We start from the raw sequence: 22,917 nt of genomic DNA on the forward strand, positions 1-22,917 counted from the left end.
GACCAAAGCCGGCACGCGCGTGCTGCCGCTCTCCGACAAGACGGTCCAGATCCTCAAGGACCACAAGGAGGCCCAGTTCAAGCGCTACGCCCGCACAAACCAGTGGCGTAAGCCGGAGGAGGGCTACATCGAGCAGACCGACGACAGCCCCGTCATCACGGACAACTGCGGCACCCGCATCCTGCCCACCAGCCTCAGCCGCTGGTGGACCGAGGGCCGCGCCAAGTACGGCCTCGACGGATGGTGCCTGCACGAGTTCAGGCATACGTATCTGACCCTGCTCGCCATCCAGGGCGTGCATCCCAAGGTGATGCAGGAGCTCGCCGGGCACTACAGCTCCCAGATCTCCATGGACATCTACACGCACGTGAACATGGACTCGAAGAGGCAGGCGGTCGATATCGTGTCGGCAGTCTTCTAGCCGGTGCTTGTGGCGGGGTTCGGCGCCCGCTACAAGCGCGGGGACGATTTGTAGCAGTTTTGTAGCAGCCGAGGCACCAACGAGAAAGGAGCCGTTTTCTTACCCCCTCTGACCTGCGGTAATGTGAGTGCGAAAAAATTCCCTATCTAAATGCATCTACTGAGTGGGAATAGTTCATCTCATCTGGTCTCATCTCTCACGTCTAGTCGCGCTGTCTTGCAACCAGTGCCCTCACTTGGGCAAAGCCACCGGGACTTTCGGGGAGTGACAAACGCGCGAGGCCCTGGATTCTTCGGATTTCGGGGCTTGTTTTTATGGGTGCTAATTTGCGGGAATATTCTTCACTCGGCTGCGCGAGGGTGACGCTTTGCGACTCTTTGCAAAGAGAAGCGATTAGATGCCAAAACATGACACGCATATGAGATTATGGTAATATATACAAAATTATATGTGACATTCACGTATATCTTACCATTGGAGGAAGCACGAAGAAGAACGACCTCATCGAGCTCATACGCGGGAACGCCGGCCGAGTCACCACCAAGCAGGCACGAGAGGCTGGCTTCTCGTCGAGCATGCTGCAGCTGCTCGTCTCCCAAGGCTTGGCAGTCAAAGAGAGCCGTGGGGTCTTCGCGCTCGCAGAAACGCCACTGGACGACTTCGCCGTCATCTCGCTGCGATGGCCGAAGGCGGTCTTCCGCTGCAGCAGCTCGCTCTACCTCCATGGTATGACTGAAATCGTGCCAGGGACGTACGAGGTCTCGCTTCCCCGAGGGTACAAGGAGGACGGCCTTGTGGGGGAATTCCCCAACTGCCTTGTATCGCATGAGAACGGGGAGCTCTACGGCCTAGGCGTGGTGCAAGGCACGTCCCCCACGGGCACGCCGCTATCGCTTCATGACCGCGAGCGCAGCATCTACGATCTCGTGCTCGCGCGCAAGCGCGGCGAAGCGGATACTCAGCTCCTTGGGCAGGCCATGAACTCGTACTTTACCTCTTCCGAAAAAGACCTGCCCCAGCTGATGCGCTACGCGAAGGCGATGGGTGTGACTGCAGATCTTCAGACGTATTTGGAGGTGCTGTCATGACAATCAGCAATGATGCAAGCCTGAGAGGCAAGGCGAAGAGCCTGGCAAAGGAGCACGGGCTTTCCGCCCAAAGAGGTCATGCAGCGCTATTTCTTCGAGCGCTTCCTCATGAGGCTGGAGGGGACGCACTACAGAGAGCGGTTCGTGATTAAAGGAGGACTGCTTCTCTCCTCAATGATGGGCGTGGCACAGCGCACCACCATGGATCTGGATGCGACTGTCAGGGCTATGACACTGAACGAGGAGACAGTCTCGGCCGCCATGCAGGAGATCTGCTCGGTCGATTTGCATGATGGGATTGCTTTTGCGTTCGAACGAGTGGAGCCCATCCGCGAGGACGACGACTACGGCGGGCTGCGTGCGCATCTGGTCGCCGAGTTCGGCCGTATGCGGACGCCTTTGAAAGTCGACGTCACCACGGGCGACGTTATAACACCCAGGGAGGTCGCATACGAGTTCCCCACGTTGTTCGGTGAGAAGCCAATCCACCTGCTGTCGTATCCGCTCGAGACGTGTATCGCAGAGAAGTTCGAGGCAGTGGTGAAGCGCGGGACTGCTACCACACGTGCCCGCGACCTGTATGACATTGCTACACTCGTGAGGCTGTACGAGCCGGCAATCGATTGGGGAACCCTGTGTGAGGCCGTTCGGCGGACATCGGAACATCGCGGCTCCTCGGACATGATGAAGCACTATGAGCTCGTAAGCCGGGAGATAGAAGGCTCCAACGAGATTGAATCTACCCCAGATCCGTTGACAAGTCGATTTCCGTTTCGGCATGATGGCCGCAACGGAGGAAAGCGAGGCGGGCCATGGGCAATCCATCTCCCAGGTACACGGCGGAATTCAAGCAGAAGGCCGTTGAGCTGTACAGGAAATCGGGCACGACGTACGCCGAGGTGGCGTGCGGGCTGGGCTTGCGACGCGGGCAGCCTGGCCGACTGGGTCAAGAAGGCCGACGCGGCCGGGCCGGCGTCTGACGCCGACCCGTTCCAGATGGCCGAGGACCTGCGCAGGCTGAAGAGGGAGAACGAGCGGCTCAAGCGCGAGAACGAGATACTTTTAAAAGCGAGCGCCTTCTTCGCCAGCAGGCAGCTGTAGGGGCCTCGGCGAAGAGGGCCAAGTTCGAGTTCATATCCTTCAACGAGGCGTGCTGGCCGGTGTCGGAGATGTGCGCGGCGCTGAGGGTGACGCGCCAGGGCTATTACGCCTGGAAGTCGCGCCCGCCGAGCGCGCACGCCATGCGCGACGAGGAGCTTGCCGTCGCGATATCCCAGGTCAGGGACGAGGTTCGAGGCATCTACGGCGCGCCCAAGACGTTCGAGCGGCTGCGGGCGCTCGGGGTTCGCACGTCGAGGAAGCGCGTGGCGCGCATAATGCGCGAACGGGGCCGGCGCGGCGTCACGCGCGCGTGCGCCAAGCGGCCCTCCGGCGAGAAGCGCGCTTCCAAGCAGGAGTCCCCGGACGACCTGGTCAAGCGCAGGTTCGAGGCCGGCGGCCCCAACATGGCGTGGTTCGCGGACATCACCTACGTCAAGATCCGCCAGGGCTGGCTGTATCTGGCGCTCGTGATGGACATATGGTCGCGGCGCATAGTGGGCTGGTCGATGGGCCCCAACATCACCGCCGAGCTGGCCGACGAGGCGCTGAAGATGGCCTTGGCCAGGCGAAACAACCCGAGGGGTTGCGTGCATCATTCGGATCACGGATCCCAGTACGTGTCGCTGTTGCTGTCCAAGACCATGCGCGAGCATGGCGTGCGCCCGTCAATGGGCTCGATATCCTCGCCGTGGGACAACGCGGCCATGGAGTCGCTCATGGGCATCGTGAAGTCGGAATGCGTGCGCGCGCACCTACCCACGCGCGAGGAGGCCGCGCTGGATCTGTTCGAGTACATCGAGGTCGTCTACAACAGGGCCAGGATCCACTCGGCGCTGGGCTACCTCAGCCCGGCGGAGTTCGAGAAGGCCAATTGGCCTGCGGAAGATAGCCGCTCGAAGGCGGCGTAAAAGGTGACAATGGAATCGGGGTAGATTCAGATTCAGATTATCGGCAAGGATCAGGCGCTTGGAGCTGCGGGTAAAATCCTTCTCGAAGAACGTCATAGGCACCTGGCCGGCGTTGACGACGTGAAAAACGTCGAGAACGTAGCGGAAGCCGCTCTGCACCGTGACCGACGTTAGCTCGTCGAGCGTAACTGTGCCCGCGTTGAAGCCCAGGCACGCGTCGAGGAACTTGTTCGAGCGGTTGGTTGACTGCCGCGGCGCCGTCTTGGCGTGCTCGCAGATGCGCGCAGCGAACGGGACGGCGAGCTCGTCGAACGTGACGGAGTCGCGCCCCTGCTGCGCAAGCTGCATGAGGGACTGCGCGAGGGCAAACTTGTAAGAGGCGGTGTTCTTGCCGAAGAGGACGACGCTGCGCCAGCTGGACTGCTCGAGGGAACCCGTGCGCAGGTACTTGTCTATCGGGCTATCCGCCATGTCGCGATCTCCTTTTGTGCTCGTGCAACTGGATAGATTATCGCGCAGAAAGAGGAGAAACGCAGCATAACGGCGGTATTGCCAAGGAATAGACGCGTTGGATTCGATTACGGGCTAAAGCCTGATATGGATGATGCCGATACTGCTGGCGATCAGAACAAGAGCTATCAAGGCCACAACGGCTGCCAAAGCTACGTGCAACGGCTTCATTTATGTCTCCTGCCGAACATGATAGAAACGATTAAAACAGCTGCTGATAAAATACCATCAGCAGTCAAACTACCCAACAGCATGAACGAGGCTTGTTTTTGGAACAGGACAAACACGAAGAGGGCGTTCGACACAGATTCGCCTCCGAGTACGACGAGCGTCAAGGGAAATCTCTAGAAGAGACGGCCCAGAAGAAAAAAGGGCGAGGCAAGAGCTTCTTCGGCTTTTTCGGAAAGCTCTCGCTCAAAGCCAAGCTCGCCGTGTTTGCCGTAGCCGCAGTGATCACCTTCGGCTTCTTCGGCTTCGCCCTCCCTTGGACGGCAGACAACCACGAGACGCAGTATCTCGCGACATCGGATCTCAAATCGGCTGTCGACATCGACAGCCTTTCCACGATCGACTACACCTACCACGGCATCGCCGAGAAGCACGGTAAGTTTCTCTGGCAGGATTGCGTGGACTATCGCGTTAAATACGAGGCTCACATCCGCGCGTCCTACACGCTGAACGACATTCAGTTTGAGATCGACGAGGAAGATAGAGTCGTCACAGCCTATCTCCCCGAGGCGCAGATTGGTGACCCCCAACTCGACAACAGCAAGTTCGGCTACCTTCCCGAGAGCGTAACAGCGGACATGAAGGACGTCATCGCGCTTTGCCGTGAAGACGCCGCGAACGACGTCGACAAGGAAGAGATAAAGGAGCAGGCGGAAGCGAGCCTGAAGGACACCGTCAAAGCGCTGACTCTGCCGCTTATCGGCGATGAATACCAGCTCGAATTCAAGCCGATCGCCGAGTACAACGAGGAGGCCGATTCCAATGTGTAAACCATGGCTTGCCCGCCTCGCCCTCGCAGCAGCGCTGTCGCTCTCCGTGCTTTCCGGTTGCGCCAAAAGCAGCGAAACGCCCGATTTCTCGGGTTATACCGAGATTGCGGAGCTAGCCACCGTCGAGTGCACGTTCCACAACGTTGCCGAAGTCTATAACGACGGCACGAACATGCTGTTCGGGATAAACGTGGGATACAAGAAGGCTTGGTTCGAGTACGACGGAACGGTCCAGCTGGGCGTCGATGTCTCCAAGGTTAGAATCGATGGGCCGGATGCGAACAACGTCGTCACCATCACGGTTCCCAACGCGCAGGTCATCGGCCAGCCCCAGGCCGACGAGAGCACCTTCTCCGATATCTACAGCGACACCGGGCTGCTGACCCCCATTACGACGGTTGACCAGTCCGTCGCGCTGGAAGAAGCGCAAAAAGAGATGAAGGAAAGCGCCGAGGCGAATTCGACGCTGATGAACGGGGCCCGTGAAAGGGCGAAAACCCTTCTGAGCCAATACGTTACAAAGATCGGCGATTTGCAAGGAGTGAAGTACGAGGTCCAGTTCAGGGATGCCGAATAGATTGGCTTTATAGCTGAGTCGATCTTGAAAGGGGCTGCGAAAGCGGCCCCTCCTTTTTGAGTTGCTAACTGATTTGCGGGCAGCTTGAGATAAAGCGGCGAGCAAGACCTTCTAGCTCGGTTCTTTCGCTCTGTCTCTAAAGCGCTTTGAGGCTGTGCATAAGGTCGAAAACGAAGCCACCCGCGACGATTCTTCCGGTCATCGCTCCCGCGAATCCCTCATGACCTGCGGGAATGCAAGACGTTAAAGCCACTGGCTACGATTTACTGTGCGAAACAGGCGACAAAGAAGACAATCGGGCGTTTGACCATTCGTTTCGAATAGTTTTGAGCCTCAAAACCAGCCCGTTTTTGTCCCCGGGACAAACACGAAACTGCAGGCTCGCGGATTTGTCCCAGGATTTGTCCCAAACACCTACGCGAAGTCACGCGGCGGGATTCGGCGGTATGACGGTCAAAATCGACGAGCCAACTGGATTCAACTGGAATGACACAACAGTAAACGAGCGTGAAAGAGTGGGAGTAGTAAAAATACGTGCAACATACGTGCATGACAACCTAGATAGCACCCATGGCACACTGCATCATGGGTGCTATCTTTGCGCATGGGAGCGGGTCACGGCGCATTCCAGTCGCCACATGACGGATATCCGTCACGCCGTGACGGATTCTCAGGAAACCTCGCCTTCCGCACGTACAATGGCCGCATGGCGCACCCGTAACGCAAGGAGGCCCCGATGGAGACGGTCAACGTCACCGTACGCATGGAAAAGCAGACGAGGGACGACGCGGCGAAACTCTTCTCGAAGCTCGGCATAAGCACCACCCAGGCGATCAATATTTTCCTCAAGTAGGCCGTGAAGGAGCAGAGGATCCCCTTCGAGGTCAGCGCAAGGCCCACAGTCGAGTGCGGCAGCGAGAAGCTTTCGAAAGGAAATCCAGTGCATTTTCTTTCGACTGAGTGAAAATGCCCATTCAAAGATCTCGTCTACTGTCTGCAGTGCCTTTCCGCCCATCGCCTATGACCTGAACGCACCTTCTCCGTCGAGCACATCGATCGCGTGCTCGGCCCATCTCCTGTCGACGAGATAGGGCTGCTCTGCTGATAGGGACGAGCTCTCGAGTGCGTCCCTGTACAGATCGTATCCGCCCCTCGGCATGACTGCGGTGAAGGGAGCTTCGCCATCGTCTATGCTGAACACGAGGCCGTCTCCCTCCAATCCGATCAATTTGACCGAGCAATCAGCATCTGGATCGACATTCCCCTGCATTTTAGCCGACCCGGTTATCGCCATCTTGAGAATCTCGATGACGCGATCGTCGAGTCCAGCCTCCAGCGCTACGACCTTTCCCCTGAGCTCATGGCGGTCGAAGACGATTCTCTTGACGCTTCGGCCTGCGGGCGTGTCATCTGAGCTCAGGTCGTCGAACATGCCCGCGACTCCATTGGCCATCGCTTCGTCGGCGACGAGGTAAATCGAGCTGCGATGGGTCGGATCGAGATAGAGGCATGGGGCGGCAAGGCTCGCCGTGTAGCCGCACTCCGGACAGGTGAACTCGAAGAGCCGGCCGGCGATGAGAAGGTCGCGGAGCTCTGGGTTCTTCCGCGCGTTGACCAGGGTGTGCACGTCATGGAGAAACCTCCTCCCGCAGCCCGGGCAAGGCACCTCCACAGGATCGGTCTCGGATGCACTCCAACCTTCATCCAAGTCGTCCTCGAAAGCTGCCTGTCTGCCGATGCGCTTTGCCGAGGCGCCGACGCCCTTCGCCCAAGCCTCTATGGAGTCGGGATCGCTCTCGAGCTCCAGTTTCCAGGAGCTGACTGTGTCTGCCTCCCCTGCCAACGCGCGCGAGGCCATCCCTGTGGGGTCCGAGACGATCTCCCAGCTGTCAGGATCGCATGGGTACAGGTAAGAGGTGAACTCTTCGTCGTCTACCACGCCTTCGTAGACAGGATGCTCTTTCGAACACGGCCAATAATAGCAGCGGCCTTTGGTCAGCCCACCGCCCTGGGCAGATTCGTCCTCGTCGTACTGGTCCCCGGTATAGCGGACCACCGACCAATCCTCCTTGACGTTCGCCCTCCTCACGGCCGCAGCCAACCATCCGATTAGCTCGGAGAGCTCAGGATCCAGCTTGCGGCATTTCTCGATATAGGAAGATAGCTTTTCGAAGTAACAGGCGTATGATCTCTCCCCATAAGGGATCAGGAGCGAGACGCGCTGCTCGGCATCCTCCCCTTGCTCGTGTTTCGAGAGGAGCTCGTCGATGACGTCGAGCTCGGCAGGATAAGAGAAAACCTCCCCGCCGTCCCTTCGGCAACGAGGAAGCAAATCGTATCCAGCGTGGTCGGCAGGGATGTACGGTCCCACTTCAAGCGAAAACGCATCTGTTGCGGTCATGCGACTACACCTCCGAATATCGATTGCGTAATTTAATTGCCTCACAATGAAACCGAGAGGAGATCCTTCGGCTCGCCAATATGGTTTTCAGACATTGATAAATGCCGAGACGACCCTATGATCCCACATTTTCCTTTTCGCGGAGACGCATTTAAATGCGGTGACAGGTGCCGACAACCGCTTCGGCCGTCTCCCAAACGCCGGGAGAAGCTCCCCGGCGTTAACCGAAACCATGAGTAGTCGCTACCGTTCTGACCATCGGGGATTAGCGCCATGTCGATTCCGCGCCTTAGTGCGAGAACCTTGACGCGGTAACCATCCGCTGATATAAAATAATCAGTCACTTGGAAACGAGGGGCAATCAAGGGCCGGGGGATCCCCCCGGCATTTTCTTTATCTGGGGAGGTTTCGCATGAGGGAGCTCTAGGTTTTCGTGGACGAGTCCGGCAACCTCGGCGACGATGCGAAGTATTACCTCCTGGCGCTCGTCCTGCACGATCAGTCGAAAGACGTCTTCGAGCACATCGGGCGCTACGAGAGAACCCTGGCTCAGCGCGGGCTGCGCGACATCCCCCTGCACATGAACCCGCTTATGCGCGCGAACGAGGACTACAAGGGCATGACGGCGCAGGAGCGCAACAGGCTCTTGACCTGCTTCAGCTCGTTCTCGTGGAAATGCCCGTTCTCTTACGAGGTGCTCTCTTACCGCAAGTCGCACTTCGAGAGCGACGAGGACCTGTTCTCCAAGATGAAGAAGGACCTGATCCTCCTGCTCTTCGACAAGCTGGAGACCTTGCAGGCCTACGACATCGTGAGGATCTACTACGACGACGGGCAGGGCATGGCCACCGACGCGCTCCACGCCGCCTTCGAGTATGCGCTGAACAAGCAGGCGATCACCTACAGGGACTGCAGCCCCGCGGACTTCCGGCTCCAGCAGATAGCGGACTTCATCTGCGAGATAGAGCTAGCCGCGATCAAGTACTAGGCGAACGAGGTCGGCGGAACCGAGAGGATATTCTTCGGCACCAACCGCGACTTCAAGAAGAACTACCTGAAGAAGCTTCGCAAGAAGCGCTTGGGGTAGCGGGCGGGACCGAGCATCGCCCTGCACCAGCCTTAGCATCAGGTCCTCGCACTGGGCGGTATTTCAACTCCTCAAACCACGGACAGCTCATAGGTTTACCAATACCCGAAATCACGCGAGGCGCCTCTCCCGTCCGCCGCGACCCACGATAGCGCCCTGCCCCGCCCCGAAATCTGTGACCCAGATTTGGCCCCATGGATTCGCGGCAATTTTTGAGACTGGGTGTTAATAGGACAAACTGATACAAACTGCGACAAACTGGAACAAACCAGAGAGAGCATTTAACTATCGAGTTGGAGTAACGTACATACGTTCGGTTAATTTTATAGTACCAGGTAGCATGTGCAGTTTCAATTGAAGCTGCACATGCTGCTGTATATGGGTCAATGCCGGCATCAATGCCCGCGATGCTTCTGTTTGCGCCTCAGCGTTCGTTGCCCGAAACGCTCCTCCACCTCTTCCGCGCGGCGCCGTACCTTCCTTCCTCGGCGCGCTCCGCCAACCCAACACAAAATTGGCCATCGTAATATACAGTTAGGGTTGACGACACGCTGATCTGCATGGTTGATTCCCCCCTTTATGTAGACGACCATGCAGACAAGGGGCAACCGAGGAGGCGGGTTGCTGATGCTAACTCCTGCACGCCCGCCACTACCCGACGGAGACCGTGTTTTGTTTCCAGTGGCCGCGCTGAAGGACGCCGAAATCATCCAGAGCATGTCCAAGAAGATCGATACTCTCAGCACCAGAACATGACCGTGTTAAATGAAGATTCTTTCGACTTTTACAGGAAGAATGAGTCTTCGCAGTTTGATCTCATAATTGGCAATCCTCCGTACATTAGGTATCAGTATCTCGAAAGCGCCCCGCGCTCTCTCCTATCCTCGATATTGACCTCGCACAACATGAAAGCAAACAAGCTAGTAAATGCTTGGGTTGGATTTGTAGTCGCTTGTACCGATATGCTTCGTAATGATGGAACTCTGGCTTTTGTTATTCCAGCCGAAGTCATTCAAGTTGTGTACGCGCAAGACCTACGATTGTTTTTATCAACACATTTTTCGAGCATCACTTTGCTCCCATTCGAGGAGCTTGTCTTTCCTGAAATTGAACAAGAAGTGCTCGTGTTTGTCGGAAAAAAGGGAACCGATGACGGCAAAATCCGTGAAATTGAGTCAAAAGACATCGAGACTTTGTCGAAACGTAACATCTCCACTATTCCATTTCAGCCAATAATGCGCGTTCATGAAAAATGGACGAAGTATTTCATTGGCGCCGAAGATGCCAAAGTTCTATCTGAAATTAAGCGAGACTCGAGATTCGTGCATTATTCGGACGTCGCCCTGATCAACGTGGGCATAACGACAGGAAACAACAAGTTTTTCTCTCTCGACGACAACACCTCTGACAAGTATGAACTGGATTGTTACACCATGCCGCCAATTGGCAGAAGTTCGCGTGCATCGGGAATTAGATTCGAGGAGCACGACTGGAAAGAGAACAGGGCTGCAGGAAAGAGGTCTCGACTACTCGTCCTTAAACCCAATCAGTCCGGCATGCTGAACTCCGTTCAGCAGTCGTACCTTGACGAAGGTGAAGAGAATGGCGAGCACGCAGAATATAAATGCCCGATAAGCGGCAGCTGGTATTCCGTCCCATCCGTATGGGTTCCCGACGCTTTTTTCTTAAGGCGTAACAACCTGTATCCGAAGTTTGTTCTCAATGCATGTTCCGCGGTTTCCACCGACACGATGCATAGAATGAAATTCAACGATGGCTTCAATCATGAAATTGCGCTATTGGCGTACTACAACAGCATTGGCTTTGCTTTCACTGAGCTATGCGGACGAAGCTATAGTGGCGGTGCTCTGGAAATCCTCCCGAAGGAAGTTGGAAGCATGATGCTCCCCGATTTGTTTTCCCTGGAATTCGAAGAGGGGGCAATAGAGGAATACTTGCATTTCATCGATGGCGCGATACGCTCCAACTCGAACATAGAGGTTGTTTTGGACCGCATTGATTCCGAGATCCTTGTTAATCGACTTGGACTAGCACCCGAAATGTGCAATCCTGTCGACGAGTTTGGAAAACACCCCAGAAAAGGCGTCTACTCAGAGCAGAATAGTCTCCTTATCCAATAAGTATCGAAAAGACTCACAGAGGCAAAAATGGCAATATCAGCACCAAAATCAAATGACACGAATCTTTCCGATTTGCTGTTCAGCATACATAAGGGAGAGACACAGCTTCCCGACTTCCAACGCAAATGGACCTGGGACGATAATCGAATTAGAAGCTTGCTCGCAAGCCTTTCGCAAGGTTATCCAATGGGCGCATTGATGCAGCTTGAATATGGCAGCTCGGAGGTTAAATTCAAATATCGCACCATCGAAGGAGCTCCTTCCTCAGAAGCAACACCTCGTTATTTAGTTATGGACGGTCAGCAGCGTTTGACTTCGATGTATCGATCCCTGTACGGGAAGGATGCAGTTGCTACAACCAACGACAAACGCGTCGCCATCTCGCGTCTCTATTATCTGGACATGAACACTTGCCTTGATCCGGAAGCTGATAGGTATGACGCCATTGTTTCCGTTCCCGAGGACAGGAGAATTAAGGATAATTTCGATCGAGACGTCAAGCTCGACTTATCTACCCGTGAACTCGAATATGAACATGAGATGTACCCTGCAAACATCCTTTTTGACTCCAGCGCTGCAACGCAATGGCTTCTTGGATACATGGCTTTCCATCAATCATCTCCGGATGCTATGGCCAAGTTCAACAAGTTCCAGCAAGATGTCATCGAGACAATCACCTCATATAGACTTCCTGCAATAACCATGGACAAAAGCACGCCGCGCGAGGCTGTTTGCAAGGTATTCGAGAACGTCAATACCGGAGGCGTATCCCTCACCGTATTCGAGCTCGTTACTGCCACTTTTGCCACATACGAGTTTGACCTCCGGGGCGATTGGGAAGCCAACAAGCGCCGAATCCATGCGCTCGACAAGGACATTCGCACCGACGTTACGGAAAGCGTGGACGAAACCGCGTTCCTGACCACAGTGACACTGTTCACGAACTACAAGCGCAAACGCGATGGTTTGAGTGGAGCCGTCAGCTGCAAAAAGAAAGACGTGCTGGACCTGCGATTCGAGGATTATCAGGCAAACAAGGAAGTCGTCATCGAGGGCTATGAGCTTGCTCGCGAATTTTTGCTATCGCAGTCCGTATTTAGGAAGCGCGATCTTCCATACACAACCCAGATCATTCCATTGGCTGCAATTGCAGGCTACGTGGGCTCCAAGCTGTTCAAAGACCCTAAGAGTCAGAAAATTGTTGCGCACTGGTTCTGGTGCGGAATCTTCGGTGAAATGTATGGCGGCTCGAACGAAACTCGCTACTGCTATGACATCGAGGATGTAGTCGCTGAAATTGAAGGCGCTGAATCCGAGATGCGCACCGTGAACAATGCCCACTTCCAGTCCACCCGACTTTTGGGACTCCAGTCGAGGCAATCGGCGGCATATAAGGGAATCATGGCTCTTCTCTATAAGGGTAAGGGTCTAGATTTCATGCGTGGTATATCCATCGATATCGTGAACAGCATGGAAACGGCCCCTGATATCCATCACATCTTTCCGCAGAGTTACTGCGAAAAGATGGGGTACGACAGGCAGAAATGGAATTCTGTCATTAATAAGACGCCCCTACTTCCTGAATCGAATAGAGAAATCGGAGGTGCGGCTCCTAGCGTCTATTCAGCGAAAATCCTCAAGAAGGCTGATATCGAACAAGATGAGCTTCGTAATCGAATCGAGTCGAACCTCATCGCATGGGACGCCTTTATTGTGGATGATTTCGACGCTTATTTCAAAGCTCGTGCTATTGCCTTGCTTGATGCGATTGAGCTTGCTATGGGCAAATCCATCTCCGACAGAAGCACCGAGGAAACGATAAAGAGATTTGGTTGTTCGCTGGAATAACAAGTTATTAGAGTTTGTATTAATCACGGAAAGAAGGCTTGATGACCGATTTCGAAGCTTTGCAGCAGTTATGCAACACAGCCGATCAGTTGTCCAATAAGTATACCAGCGCCAGCTCGCCTGACTTCAAAGCATGGAAGACGAAAGCCGATAGGCTTTTGATAAGGCGATTCGGCGAAGACAGCTACGAATTCAAGAGCTTCAATAAAATCAGTTATTCTCTGTCTCTCTTCACTACCAGCACACCTGACTCAGCGTTCGTTGAAGCTTGCGCAAGCGGCCTGCGAAAGGCGAAGGCCGTACTTGAAACATACCTCGATGAATTTTCAGACCAGGAGGAGTCTGCATCGATAACAAACATAGGTGACTTTTCGAAAGTATTCATTGTTCATGGTCATGACGGAGAACTTCGAGAGAGAGTTGCAAGAATCATCGAAAGGCAGGGCTTGAAAGCGGTAATTCTAAACGAGCAATCAAACCACGGTCAGACAATCATTGAGAAATTAGAGACAGAAGGAAGCGCCGCTGGTGCCGTATGTCTCTTTACCGCAGACGATGAGGGAAAATCACGTGTTGAACAATCAGCAAAGCCCAGGGCACGACAGAATGTCGTCTTCGAAGCGGGATACTTTATCGGTCGGTTGGGCCGAGAGAACATCACCATCCTCGTAGATAAAGGAATCGAAATCCCCTCCGATCTTCAAGGCGTCGTATATACCGGAACAGATAATTGGGAATTCAGCCTCCTGAAAGAGTTGAGATCGATGGGATACTCCATTGATTTCAACAAGATGGACTTCTAACTGATCCAGTAAGCCATTCTTCGCGCGATAAACTTTCGCTTCATAATGCGTTCGCCGTTTGATCCAGGAGCAAATCGTGACCCACCGTGGCCCACGAAACCGCCCTGCCCCGCCCCGAAATCCGTGACCCAAATTTGACCCCATGGATTCGCGACCATTTTTGAGACTGGATGCAAATGGGACAAACTGAGACAAACTGCAACAAACTGGAACAAACTGGAGGCAGTTTTTAACCATCGAGTGGGAGTAAAAAGGCCTATGAGCTGGGTGTTTATCATCCGTCCCATCTATTGGCAAGTCAAGTACAAGCCGCCCGCGAACGAGGATGAGCAAAAAATTTTGGAAGCCCCTGGAATCGTCGATTTCGGGGGCTTCTTTCATGCTATTTCATCTGCACATATACACCCCGGCATTTTTCGATTGCGAGGGATCCTTGCTAGACGATCCCCGCCTTCCCGAAGTGCTTTTTCATGACCTTCAGGGATATGAGAGCGCCCGCCAGGCTCGTCGCTATTGTAAGAGCGACCATCCCCGCGTACATGGGCCCCGAGAACAATGCGACGAACTGCGCCATCGTCTCGTCGGTGAGCCGCAGGATCTCCTGGCGCTCAGAGAGGTATTGAGTGGCGGAGAGGTATATGGGAAGGGTATAAAGCGCCGATTGCAACGTGCAGCCGGTGACGTAGGCCGCGACGAGCCCTCTCCTGTTCGCGTACCCAACGCGCGTGGCGACCGCCTCCGCAACGGCCCATCCCGCTATGCTGCCTAAGACACCGAGGACGTTCGCCGCCATCAGGCCGGGCAGCACGTTTATGGTTCCCATGATGAGGAAGGTCCCAGGCTTTTTGACCTTTGCGGCGAGGAGCAGGTAGACTATCGATGTGAAGAAGCAGACTATGGGTATGTTAGCGACCGTCCCAACGACGGTAAGTCCGGCGATGCCTCCCACCACGAAGAAGATGAGAAGCGACAACGCGCCGAAAACTCCGATAGACACCAGATCACGAGGTCCTATGGCCGGAGTTTTGTCCTTTTTCATAATAATGCCTTTCTTTTGTCTCGTTTGAGGACAATCGTGCGTTGCCGATCAGGCGATCCCTGCTCGGCTTTGTCATCGCGGTCCGAATTGGAGCCACATAAGCATTCCGGTCGCTAGGAGGGCCAAGACGCCCGCAGCGGCGTCCCTCGCCCCGAAGGACAGGGGGTTGAGCACCGTCGGCCGAGCAGGACCGCCCAGACCGCGGGCGAGCGCGGATGCCGCCAGCTCGTCGGATACCCTCACGCTCCTCATGAGGAGGGGAACCACCAAAAGCTCGCACACGACGGCGGGACGGCCGAGGGCATAACCCCTGCCTGCCAGCACGCGCCGCGTCTTCAGACTCTCCACGAGGTATGAGGCGTCTTTGCGTATGGTGGGGAAGAATCTCAGAATGACCATGCACGGGATGAGAACCGCCTGCGGGGTGCCCATGGCTTGCAGCGCGGCGATAAGGCTCTGCATCGAAGCGAATTTCGACAAGGATATTCCCAGCAGGGCCAGCACCACGAACTTCTGAGCCATGTAGCTCAGCATGACCACGGCGATCACGAGCGTCGTGCCGCCGGTTCCTTCGACGAGGGTCATAGCGATTGCGATGAGGGTGTATGCGGCAGATAAAACGACGCACGAGCGCCATGCTCCGGCTGCAAGCGCGTATAGGGCCCCGATGGCGCATGCCGCATGAGCTGCTTCCGGCCGGCTGGAGAGTATCGCCGCAATGCCAAAAAGGCAGGTTGTAAGCAGAGCTGTCCGCGGATCTAGGCGTCTGCATGGGCGCTCCATTGCGCGCCTCCTTTCCAAAGTGATCTCAAGAGCCTCTCTCGTGTCGAGCCATCGAGTGCGAAGTCGTCGACGATGAGCCCATCTTTCAAATGGAGGATGCGATTGCAGGTGGAGAGCAGGAACTCGAAATCATGCGAGACGGTAAATACGATGCTTTCGGATCGAGCGAGCGATTTGATTGCAGAGGCGACTTTCTCCATGTTCTCCCTGTCCAGGCCGCTCGTCGGCTCATCGAAGAAATAGACGGCGCTCTCGTCGACGAGAGCGCATGCTATCGTGAGGCGTTGCTTCTGCCCCCGTGAGAGCGTTGCGGGGTGCGCCCCCCTCATGTCCCATAGCCCAAGTTCCTTGAGAGCTCGTTCGCAGGCCCCGGTATCCCTCCGCCCGCCCACTGAAAGCTCCCCCAGAACGCTGTCGCTGAAAAGCTGGCAGTTGGGATCCTGCATGATCAGCCGAACCCGCCCCAGCCGCCCCTTGGGCGAAAGGACCTCGCCGGCGACTGACACGGTACCCTGATTCTCTTTCTCAAGCCCGCAGCACAAGCGCGACAGGGTCGTCTTTCCCGCACCGTTTTCCCCTATGATCCCGATTACCTCACCGGGCTGCGCGGAGAAGCTCAGAGGGCCGAGGGTGCAGGAGCCGCGCGGGGCTCCCTCCGAGCTTCCCGCCGTGCGGCGAGAACTGTACGAGAATACGAGATCCTTCACCTCGAAGGTCGTCCCTTCGTGCTTTGGCGGGAGCTGGTTATGGGCAGGTATGGTCTGTAGCGCAGATTCCAGCCGCAAGCTCCTGAGGCCCATGCGGGCAAGCGAGGCGTCGTCGAGGGACAGCAGGCTGGCCGCGTCGTATACGCGGGACACGGCACCGCCCTCGATGACGACCATGCGGTCGATGAGGCTGGACAGGTAGAAGAGGCGGTGCTCCAAAACGATGACGGTCTTCCCCTCGCGCTTCAGCTCGGACATCGCCCTCCTGAGAGTTTCCACGGCCTCCATATCGAGGTTTGCGGACGGCTCGTCGAAGACGTACACGGAAGGCCCCATCGCATAGCAGGAGGCAATGGCCACCATCTGCATTTCTCCGCTCGAGAGGCCGAACACGCTCCTGTCCCGAAGATGCTGGATTCCCATGCGCCGAAACGCGCCCTCGACCCGCTCCAGAACCTCGGCCCGCGGCAGTCCCGCGTTCACGCAGCCGAACGCCACCTCACTTGTCGTGTCGGTCATGAAGAACTGGCTGCGAGGGTCTTGGAAGACCGAGCCGACCAGCTTCCCGATTTCCCCGATGTCGAGATCGCGCGTGTCCGTCTCGCCGATTCTTATCGCTCCCTCCGGGGACCCTTCGTAGAAATGGGGAGCGAGCCCGTTTATGAGGCGGGCGACGGTGGTTTTCCCGCATCCGCTCCTTCCCGTCAGGAGCACGAACTCGCCCTCATGAATATCCAGGTCGACGCCTTGGATTGCGGCGTCGGCTCTTCCCGAGTATTGGAACGTCACCTTGTCGAGAGCGATGGACACGGAGGAGTTCATGCTCGACCCTCCGTTTTGCTCCCTTGCTCCCAGAGGGTACGATAGTAGCCAGCGCCCTCCTCGAGGAGCTGTTCGTGGGTGCCCTTCTGCACGATCTTCCCCTGCTGCATCACGATTATCTGGTCGGCAGAGCGAATGGTGCTCAGATGGTGCGCCACCACGAGCACCGTCCGGTTCTGCGCGAGCGCAGAGACGGCCCTTTGCATGAGCACCTCGTTGACCGGGTCCACGTTGCTCGTCATCTCGTCGAGCACGAGGATGGGGGCGTCCTTCAGGAACGCCCGCGCGACGGACAGCCTCTGCTTCTGGCCGCCCGAGAGGCCCACGCCGTTCTCCCCGATGGGCGTCGCATAGCCCTGCGGGAGCGACATCACGAACTCGTGGATGCACGCCTTCTTGGCCGCCTCCACCACTTCCCCATGCGTCGCATCCGCCCTGCCGATGCGGATGTTCCCCTCGATGGTGTCAGCGAACAGGCGCACGTCCTGCATGACGACGCTGATGGAGGCCAGGAGGTCGTCGTAGGGGATGTCCCTCACGTCCACACCGCCGACGCTCACGCTTCCCTTATCTACGTCCCAGAATCTCAGCAGGAGATTGGTCAGTGTGCTCTTGCCCGATCCGGATTCGCCCACCAGCGCCGTCATGGTACGCTCGGGGACCGCGAACGTCGCCTCGGACAGCTCGAAAGAGTCCCTACCGTAGGAGAAGCGCACCTGGTCGAATTCGATCGAGTGCGACGATGGCACGCACGGCTCATCGGGCTCGGGGACGGAGGACGCGCAGATGATCTTCTCTATCCTGCGAAAGCTATCCCTCACCTTGAGATAGTTCATCCAATGCGACTCCATGGCGAAGAACGGCTTGTAGAACTCCACGCTCGCGACGATGAAGCCGATATAGACGAACAGGGGCAGGGAGCCGCTCTGCACGAGCAGGGCGCCGCCCGTCGCCATGACCACGAAAGCGAGGTCCGCCACGAAGCTGTAGGCGGACAGGACCAGCGCCCTGTTCCGCGATGCCGCCTTGCTGCTCTCGCCGAAGTTCGCCACCGTCGCCTCGAGCCTGTGGTCGAGGGCCTCGCTTTCGGCGAAGGCCTTCAGCAGCGGGACGCCCTTCACGTACTCGACGAGCAGGCTTGTCATGTCTGCTGCGTCGTCCCCGCATCTGCCCTCGAGGTCCTGGGCCTTCCTCAGCCCTGCTGCAAGGAGTGCAAGCGCAGCGGGCAGGGTCGATACCGTGAGCAGCGCCATACGCCAATCGACGAGGATTGCAGTCGTGAGCAGAATCGCCGCGACGATGAAATCGGCTGCCATCCTCGTCCAGAGGTGTCCCACCACCATCTCCATGTTGTCAATGTCCTTGTGGACAATATCGCCGATCTCGCCTAGGCGCTCCCCCGTGTAGAAGCCGAGGGAGAGCGACTTCAGCCGTCTGATGATGGCGATCCTGATCTCCAGCACGAGGTCGAAACCCGCGCAGTGCTTCTGCTTGTCAGCAACGATGCCGCTCGCTCCCTTGACGAGGAGAAGGCAGACAAGCGCCACCCAGTAGGGAGCGAGGTCGACCGGTCCAGCCAGGATCGAATGGATGGATGCGAGGACGACAAAGGCCATCGCCACGCTGGATAGTGCATAGATCGAGAACGCGGCGATGCTTATGGACATCATGCGCCGGCCAGCGGGGGTCATCCGTCCCAGAATCTCCCTCACCATGGCGCGACCTCCCTGATATCCCAGTTGTCCACCTGCTTTTGCTTGGCGACCATCTCCTGATAGAGGGGGCAGGTGCGCATGAGCTCTTCGTGGGTTCCAGACCCGGCGACACGGCCTTCCCTCATCACCACGATCTGCTCCGCTCCTCGAACGGCGTTCAGGTGGTGGGCTATGCTCACGACGGTCTTGTCGCGGGACAGGTCGTCTATCGCCTCCTGTATGAGGGCCTCGTTCTCGGCATCGATTGCGGCCGTCGCCTCGTCGAGGATGACGACGGGGGCGTCTTTCAGCATTACCCGGGCGATCGAGATGCGCTGGCGCTCGCCGCCCGAGAGCTGGACGCCTCCCTCGCCGGCGACCGTCGCGTAGCCTTGCGGGAGCCCGGAGATGAAGTCGTGGATACGCGCCCTTTGGGCCGCCTCTACGACCTCTTCATGCGTTGCTTCCGGCCGGCCGATGAGGATGTTCTCCTCGATGCTCTGATTGAAGAGGAACACGTCCTGCTGGACTATGGAGAAGAGGCCCGACACCTGCCTTTCGGAGAGGCGAGACAGGTTCCGCCCGCCCACCGTGATGTGTCCGCTGTCAGGTTGCCAAAATCCCATGATCAGGCTCGCGAGCGTGCTCTTCCCGCATCCCGAGGAGCCTACGAGCGCGTTGGTGCTTCCCTTGCGGAACACGAGGTCGATCGAGTCGAGGGCCTGCTTCCTCTCGCTGCCGCACCCATCGCTCTTTGGGTAGGAGAACGAGACTCCGTTCAGCTCGATGTCTCCCATGCGAGGCTCCCCGGAGTCCTTGATGGGGTCTGCGGCCTCAACGCCCAGCACTGACTCGATGCCCGTCATCGCCTGGTCGAACATGAAACGATAGTGCTGCAGGGTCGCCGTCTTGGCTACCGAGGAGGTGAAGGCCGCGGAGAGCACCATGGACAAGATGAGGCGTTCGATGGATATGCTGCCTGTGGAGAGGAGCCATGTTCCCGCGATCAGCACGAGCACCGTCCCGGACTCCATGAACAGGGCGATGAGCGCCATGGGGACAGAGACGCCGTTCATCGAGCTCGTCGCCCAGCTCACGTAATCGCGTGCCGCCCCGATCGTCTCGTCCGTCTTGCGCTCCTCCTTTCCGAATGCCTTGACGACCGCTATGTTAGCAACGTATTCCATGAGGCTGTCCTGCATGCGGGATGCGTACTGGGCCACTACTTCGAAGCCCTTAGCCCAAGCGGGGGCCGCCGCCTTCTTCACGAGCCACATGAGAGGCAGGCCCGCCATCATGCACAGGGCAAGCCGCCAGTCCACTGCGAGCATGAGGACGAACGCGGCGGCGGGAAACAGGGTGGCCGAGGCCGATTCGGGCAGCCCGTGGGCAAGGTACACCTCCACCTGCTCCACGTCGTTGCGCATGACGTTCGCGAGGTCTCCCGGCCTCCTGATCTGAAAGAAGCCGAGAGGGAGCTTTTTCAGATGGCGCACGATGCGCAGGCGTATGTCCGTCAGGCACGAGTACGCCACCCGATGCGCCTTCCAAGTTGCGACGTACATGCACACCGCCTTCCCCGCCACGCACACTGTCATCGCTATCGCAGTCCAGGCGATTAGTCGGAGCGAGAGAGCGTTTTCCATAAACAGGTGAACGAGGTAGATCACAAGGACTGTGGGAGCGAGCCCGAGAACCGCTCTAGTCAGGAACATGGCGTTCGAGAGCCTGCTCTTCGCCGTCATCTCTCTGATCAGCTCCTTCTTGTCTTTCAAAAAGGATTCCTCCTTCAATACTAAATAAAAATTCGATATTGAAAGCGAACACAGTCCTAAGGCCTAGTTCGCGTCAGCTAACTATATCATTATCGAATTATAATTCAATATTGGAAATCGGAGAACTCGAGGCGATCCGGAGGGCACCCATCACAGGGAGTTCACCCCTTCGTAATAGCACTGGGCGATGAGCGCAAGCATCTCACGAGCTTCATTCTCGCTGCTGTAGTGGCGGGCTACCTCCATCAGGCTCTCCACGAAATTGCTTGCGAGCACGTGGGCGAGCAAGTTCGGGTAGCGCAGAACTGCACGCTCATTCATCATGTATCGGATATGCCGCTCGATGCTCTCGACGAAATCGTCCTTCGCATGCTCGTAGGCGGTACCCTGGCTCTTGTCAATTAGGATAACCAGCAACTTGTGATGGGCCAGCATGTTGAGCAGGGGTTCCTCGGCGGCAATCTGGTACCTCTCAGAGGGCGTATCCGCAATGATAGATTCTTCCTCGCGCGCGATACGGTCGAAGTCGAAGGGAACGGACGAAACGACGCCCTCGAATAGCTTCTCCTTGTTTTCGAAATATGAGTACAGCAGGCTCGCCGACACGTCGGCGAGCCTCGCGATGTCCTGCATTTTTGCGCTGCGGAAGTCCTTCTCGTAGAACACCTGGACGGCGGCGGCAAGTATGCGCTCGCGCACCTCTTCCTTGAGAACCTGCATGCCCTACCCCTCGATTCCTCTTGCTGTTGAATTATAATTCGGTATTGAATCATTCTAAACGATGCCCAGAGAACGGCGAAGGGCAGAAACCGAGACGTTTCCGCTCGATTATCTGGTTTGGCAAAAAGCATTCGTCATACTTTGACTTGCGCCATGAACCAGCAAAACAGATTCGAGATGAGGCGTTGATGACAAGAGAAAACCACGAAAACTCGGGCAAGCACGAATCAGCCAACGACCTCCCCTCCATCAAGGAACTAAAACGCAGCGCGTCGGGACTCGAATGGCTCGGAAGGCTGCTCAGAAGCGACGAGGCGCAGAAGAGTGCGCGGGAAGTCCGAGAAGAGCTCGACGGCCTCGTCTCGCTCGTCGATGGCTTCTACCGTCTGCTGGGCGATAGGAACTGGGTCTTCTCAGACACGCTGAACCTCGAAAGGATGCGCGCGGTCGTCAGCAAGCCCACGCCCGGGGAAGCCGAGCGAGAGCTCATCGAATACCTCAAGGAGGAAGAGGTTCTGCATCGAATGATCACCAGGCTGAACCGCTTTCCCGACATGCGCCCGCGCATACCGCTCCTGGAGAAGGCCGAACAAGACTACCTCCAGGGGCGTTACTACAGCTCGGTCCTCGTGACGGTCACCGTGATGGACGGATTCGTGAACGACGCCTTCCGGTCCGAAGGGAGGAAGGGCCTCCATGCGAGGGAGTCAGAAGAGCTCCATGCGGGAGACTGCATCGCGACCGTGTGGGATGGGCTCCCGTCCATCCAGAAGGCCTTCACGAAATCAATCCGCGCGAGGATAGATGAACCGGTTTGCGAAGTCTACCGTCACGGAATCATGCACGGGATGGTCACCGACTATGACAACGACGTGGTTGCCTCGAAAGCGTGGTGCATGCTCTTCGCCGTCGGAGACTGGGTCGATGCCGAGGTTAGGAAACGAGAGACTGAAGACGAAGACCCTCGTAATATCGTTCAAGTACTCAAGGGCCTCTCGGATATGCAGAGGCGCAACGCCGAAAATGACAGGAGGCTCGAGAACTGGGAGAAGCACCGTGTGGATCTCGGGCATCCTGCAGGTCCAGACGAAGAGCTCGTCAGAGGCTGCACGGGATTCCTCGAGGCTTGGAAGGCGAAGAACTACGGGATGCTGGGGTCGTTCTTCCCCAATTTCGCGAACAGAACGCCAGGCGCGCAGGCCGGCGAGGCGAGAGAGCTCTATTCTCCCCATCTGATCGAGGGGTACGAGATAGAGGAAATTATCAGGCCCGCCGCCGCGGTCGCCAGCGCAAAGATAAGACTCCGCACTTCGGACGGATCGTGGACCGCGGTGATCCGCCTCTCTCGGCTGGAGGGAACCGCTCCGGCTGCTGATTGGGAACCGGGCGCATGGAAGGTGATAGGATACGGGGTCGACCCCTTCGTTGATGCAGAGAAGAATGGGCTAGCAGGTGATGTTTCTCCGGCTTGATGGAAGACGCTATGCAGCCTAC

At 56.9% G+C, this 22,917-nt stretch carries 18 protein-coding genes and 1 pseudogene; 11 read left to right on the forward strand and 8 right to left on the reverse strand.

The window, feature by feature from the left end; translation table 11 throughout:
* From HMPREF1155_RS07060 to HMPREF1155_RS07085, 6 genes and pseudogenes are all read left to right on the forward strand, one after another.
* The coding region (locus tag HMPREF1155_RS07060; protein ID WP_039993548.1) for a tyrosine-type recombinase/integrase at positions 1-421 on the forward strand (421 nt) is incomplete at its 5' end.
* 575 nt (positions 422-996) lie between these two features.
* The gene (locus HMPREF1155_RS07065) at positions 997-1,509 is read left to right on the forward strand and encodes an abortive infection protein (RefSeq protein ID WP_009078865.1); all 513 of its coding nucleotides are present in this window, start codon (positions 997-999) and stop codon (positions 1,507-1,509) included.
* A 108-nt stretch (positions 1,510-1,617) separates the two neighbouring features.
* On the forward strand, positions 1,618-2,610 hold the full coding sequence (locus HMPREF1155_RS09065) for a nucleotidyl transferase AbiEii/AbiGii toxin family protein (RefSeq protein WP_238319155.1): 993 nt from the start codon (positions 1,618-1,620) through the stop codon (positions 2,608-2,610).
* A pseudogene (locus HMPREF1155_RS07075) lies at positions 2,604-3,518 on the forward strand (IS3 family transposase); the annotation flags it as partial. The gene HMPREF1155_RS09065 and the pseudogene HMPREF1155_RS07075, both read left to right, overlap by 7 nt.
* 779 nt (positions 3,519-4,297) lie before the next feature.
* Positions 4,298-5,026, forward strand: coding sequence for a DUF4230 domain-containing protein (locus HMPREF1155_RS07080; protein ID WP_009079114.1), 729 nt, complete (start codon positions 4,298-4,300; stop codon positions 5,024-5,026).
* Positions 5,019-5,603: a DUF4230 domain-containing protein gene (locus tag HMPREF1155_RS07085; protein ID WP_009078941.1), complete on the forward strand. Its 585-nt coding sequence runs from the start codon at positions 5,019-5,021 to the stop codon at positions 5,601-5,603. The genes HMPREF1155_RS07080 and HMPREF1155_RS07085 overlap by 8 nt, the downstream gene beginning before the upstream one ends.
* Before the next feature lie 1,018 nt (positions 5,604-6,621).
* Here HMPREF1155_RS07085 and HMPREF1155_RS07095 read toward each other — a convergent pair.
* The gene (locus HMPREF1155_RS07095) at positions 6,622-8,004 is read right to left on the reverse strand and encodes a CpXC domain-containing protein (RefSeq protein WP_009078921.1); all 1,383 of its coding nucleotides are present in this window, start codon (positions 8,002-8,004) and stop codon (positions 6,622-6,624) included.
* Between the two features lie 433 nt (positions 8,005-8,437).
* On the opposite strand from HMPREF1155_RS07095, the gene HMPREF1155_RS07100 reads away from it, so the two are divergent.
* Entirely contained in the window at positions 8,438-8,992 is a 555-nt protein-coding gene (locus HMPREF1155_RS07100; RefSeq protein ID WP_009079079.1) for a DUF3800 domain-containing protein, read from the forward strand.
* A gap of 523 nt (positions 8,993-9,515) precedes the next feature.
* Here HMPREF1155_RS07100 and HMPREF1155_RS09150 read toward each other — a convergent pair.
* Entirely contained in the window at positions 9,516-9,653 is a 138-nt protein-coding gene (locus HMPREF1155_RS09150) for a DUF2992 family protein (RefSeq protein ID WP_155999223.1), read from the reverse strand.
* 190 nt (positions 9,654-9,843) lie between these two features.
* Between HMPREF1155_RS09150 and HMPREF1155_RS07105 the strand changes: the two genes are divergently transcribed.
* The 3 genes from HMPREF1155_RS07105 to HMPREF1155_RS07115 are packed head-to-tail and all read left to right on the forward strand — an operon-like array spanning position 9,844 to position 13,883.
* Positions 9,844-11,232 carry a class I SAM-dependent methyltransferase gene (locus HMPREF1155_RS07105; protein WP_162130810.1) on the forward strand — a complete coding sequence of 463 codons (1,389 nt, stop codon included), beginning with the start codon at positions 9,844-9,846 and terminating at the stop codon, positions 11,230-11,232.
* A 27-nt stretch (positions 11,233-11,259) separates the two neighbouring features.
* Positions 11,260-13,080 (forward strand): DUF262 domain-containing protein, encoded by a 1,821-nt coding sequence (locus tag HMPREF1155_RS07110; RefSeq protein WP_039993556.1) that lies wholly within the window; start codon positions 11,260-11,262, stop codon positions 13,078-13,080.
* Between the two features lie 41 nt (positions 13,081-13,121).
* A complete protein-coding gene (locus HMPREF1155_RS07115) occupies positions 13,122-13,883 on the forward strand; it encodes a TIR domain-containing protein (protein ID WP_009079005.1) in 762 nt (253 codons plus the stop codon).
* A gap of 436 nt (positions 13,884-14,319) precedes the next feature.
* Here HMPREF1155_RS07115 and HMPREF1155_RS07120 read toward each other — a convergent pair whose 3' ends face one another.
* From HMPREF1155_RS07120 to HMPREF1155_RS07145, 6 genes are all read right to left on the reverse strand, one after another.
* Positions 14,320-14,922, reverse strand: a complete 603-nt coding sequence (locus HMPREF1155_RS07120; RefSeq protein ID WP_009078868.1) for an MptD family putative ECF transporter S component — start codon at positions 14,920-14,922, stop codon at positions 14,320-14,322.
* A gap of 72 nt (positions 14,923-14,994) precedes the next feature.
* Positions 14,995-15,705 carry an energy-coupling factor transporter transmembrane component T gene (locus HMPREF1155_RS07125; protein ID WP_081501537.1) on the reverse strand — a complete coding sequence of 237 codons (711 nt, stop codon included), beginning with the start codon at positions 15,703-15,705 and terminating at the stop codon, positions 14,995-14,997.
* Positions 15,681-17,234 (reverse strand): ABC transporter ATP-binding protein, encoded by a 1,554-nt coding sequence (locus HMPREF1155_RS07130; protein WP_009079071.1) that lies wholly within the window; start codon positions 17,232-17,234, stop codon positions 15,681-15,683. Before HMPREF1155_RS07130 ends, HMPREF1155_RS07125 begins: the two co-directional genes overlap by 25 nt.
* Complete coding sequence (locus tag HMPREF1155_RS07135) at positions 17,231-18,949, reverse strand: ABC transporter ATP-binding protein (RefSeq protein WP_039993561.1); 1,719 nt, start codon at positions 18,947-18,949, stop codon at positions 17,231-17,233. The genes HMPREF1155_RS07130 and HMPREF1155_RS07135 overlap by 4 nt, the downstream gene beginning before the upstream one ends.
* Entirely contained in the window at positions 18,943-20,703 is a 1,761-nt protein-coding gene (locus HMPREF1155_RS07140; RefSeq protein ID WP_155999226.1) for an ABC transporter ATP-binding protein, read from the reverse strand. The genes HMPREF1155_RS07135 and HMPREF1155_RS07140 overlap by 7 nt, the downstream gene beginning before the upstream one ends.
* A 150-nt stretch (positions 20,704-20,853) precedes the next feature.
* The gene (locus HMPREF1155_RS07145; RefSeq protein WP_009079049.1) at positions 20,854-21,423 is read right to left on the reverse strand and encodes a TetR/AcrR family transcriptional regulator; all 570 of its coding nucleotides are present in this window, start codon (positions 21,421-21,423) and stop codon (positions 20,854-20,856) included.
* Between the two features lie 188 nt (positions 21,424-21,611).
* Between HMPREF1155_RS07145 and HMPREF1155_RS07150 the strand changes: the two genes are divergently transcribed.
* Entirely contained in the window at positions 21,612-22,895 is a 1,284-nt protein-coding gene (locus tag HMPREF1155_RS07150) for a hypothetical protein (RefSeq protein ID WP_009078966.1), read from the forward strand.
* Positions 22,896-22,917: the final 22 nt, after the last annotated feature.

Origin of the sequence: Slackia sp. CM382, assembly GCF_000293015.1 — a bacterium.
Taxonomy (GTDB): Bacteria; Actinomycetota; Coriobacteriia; order Coriobacteriales; family Eggerthellaceae; genus Slackia; species Slackia exigua.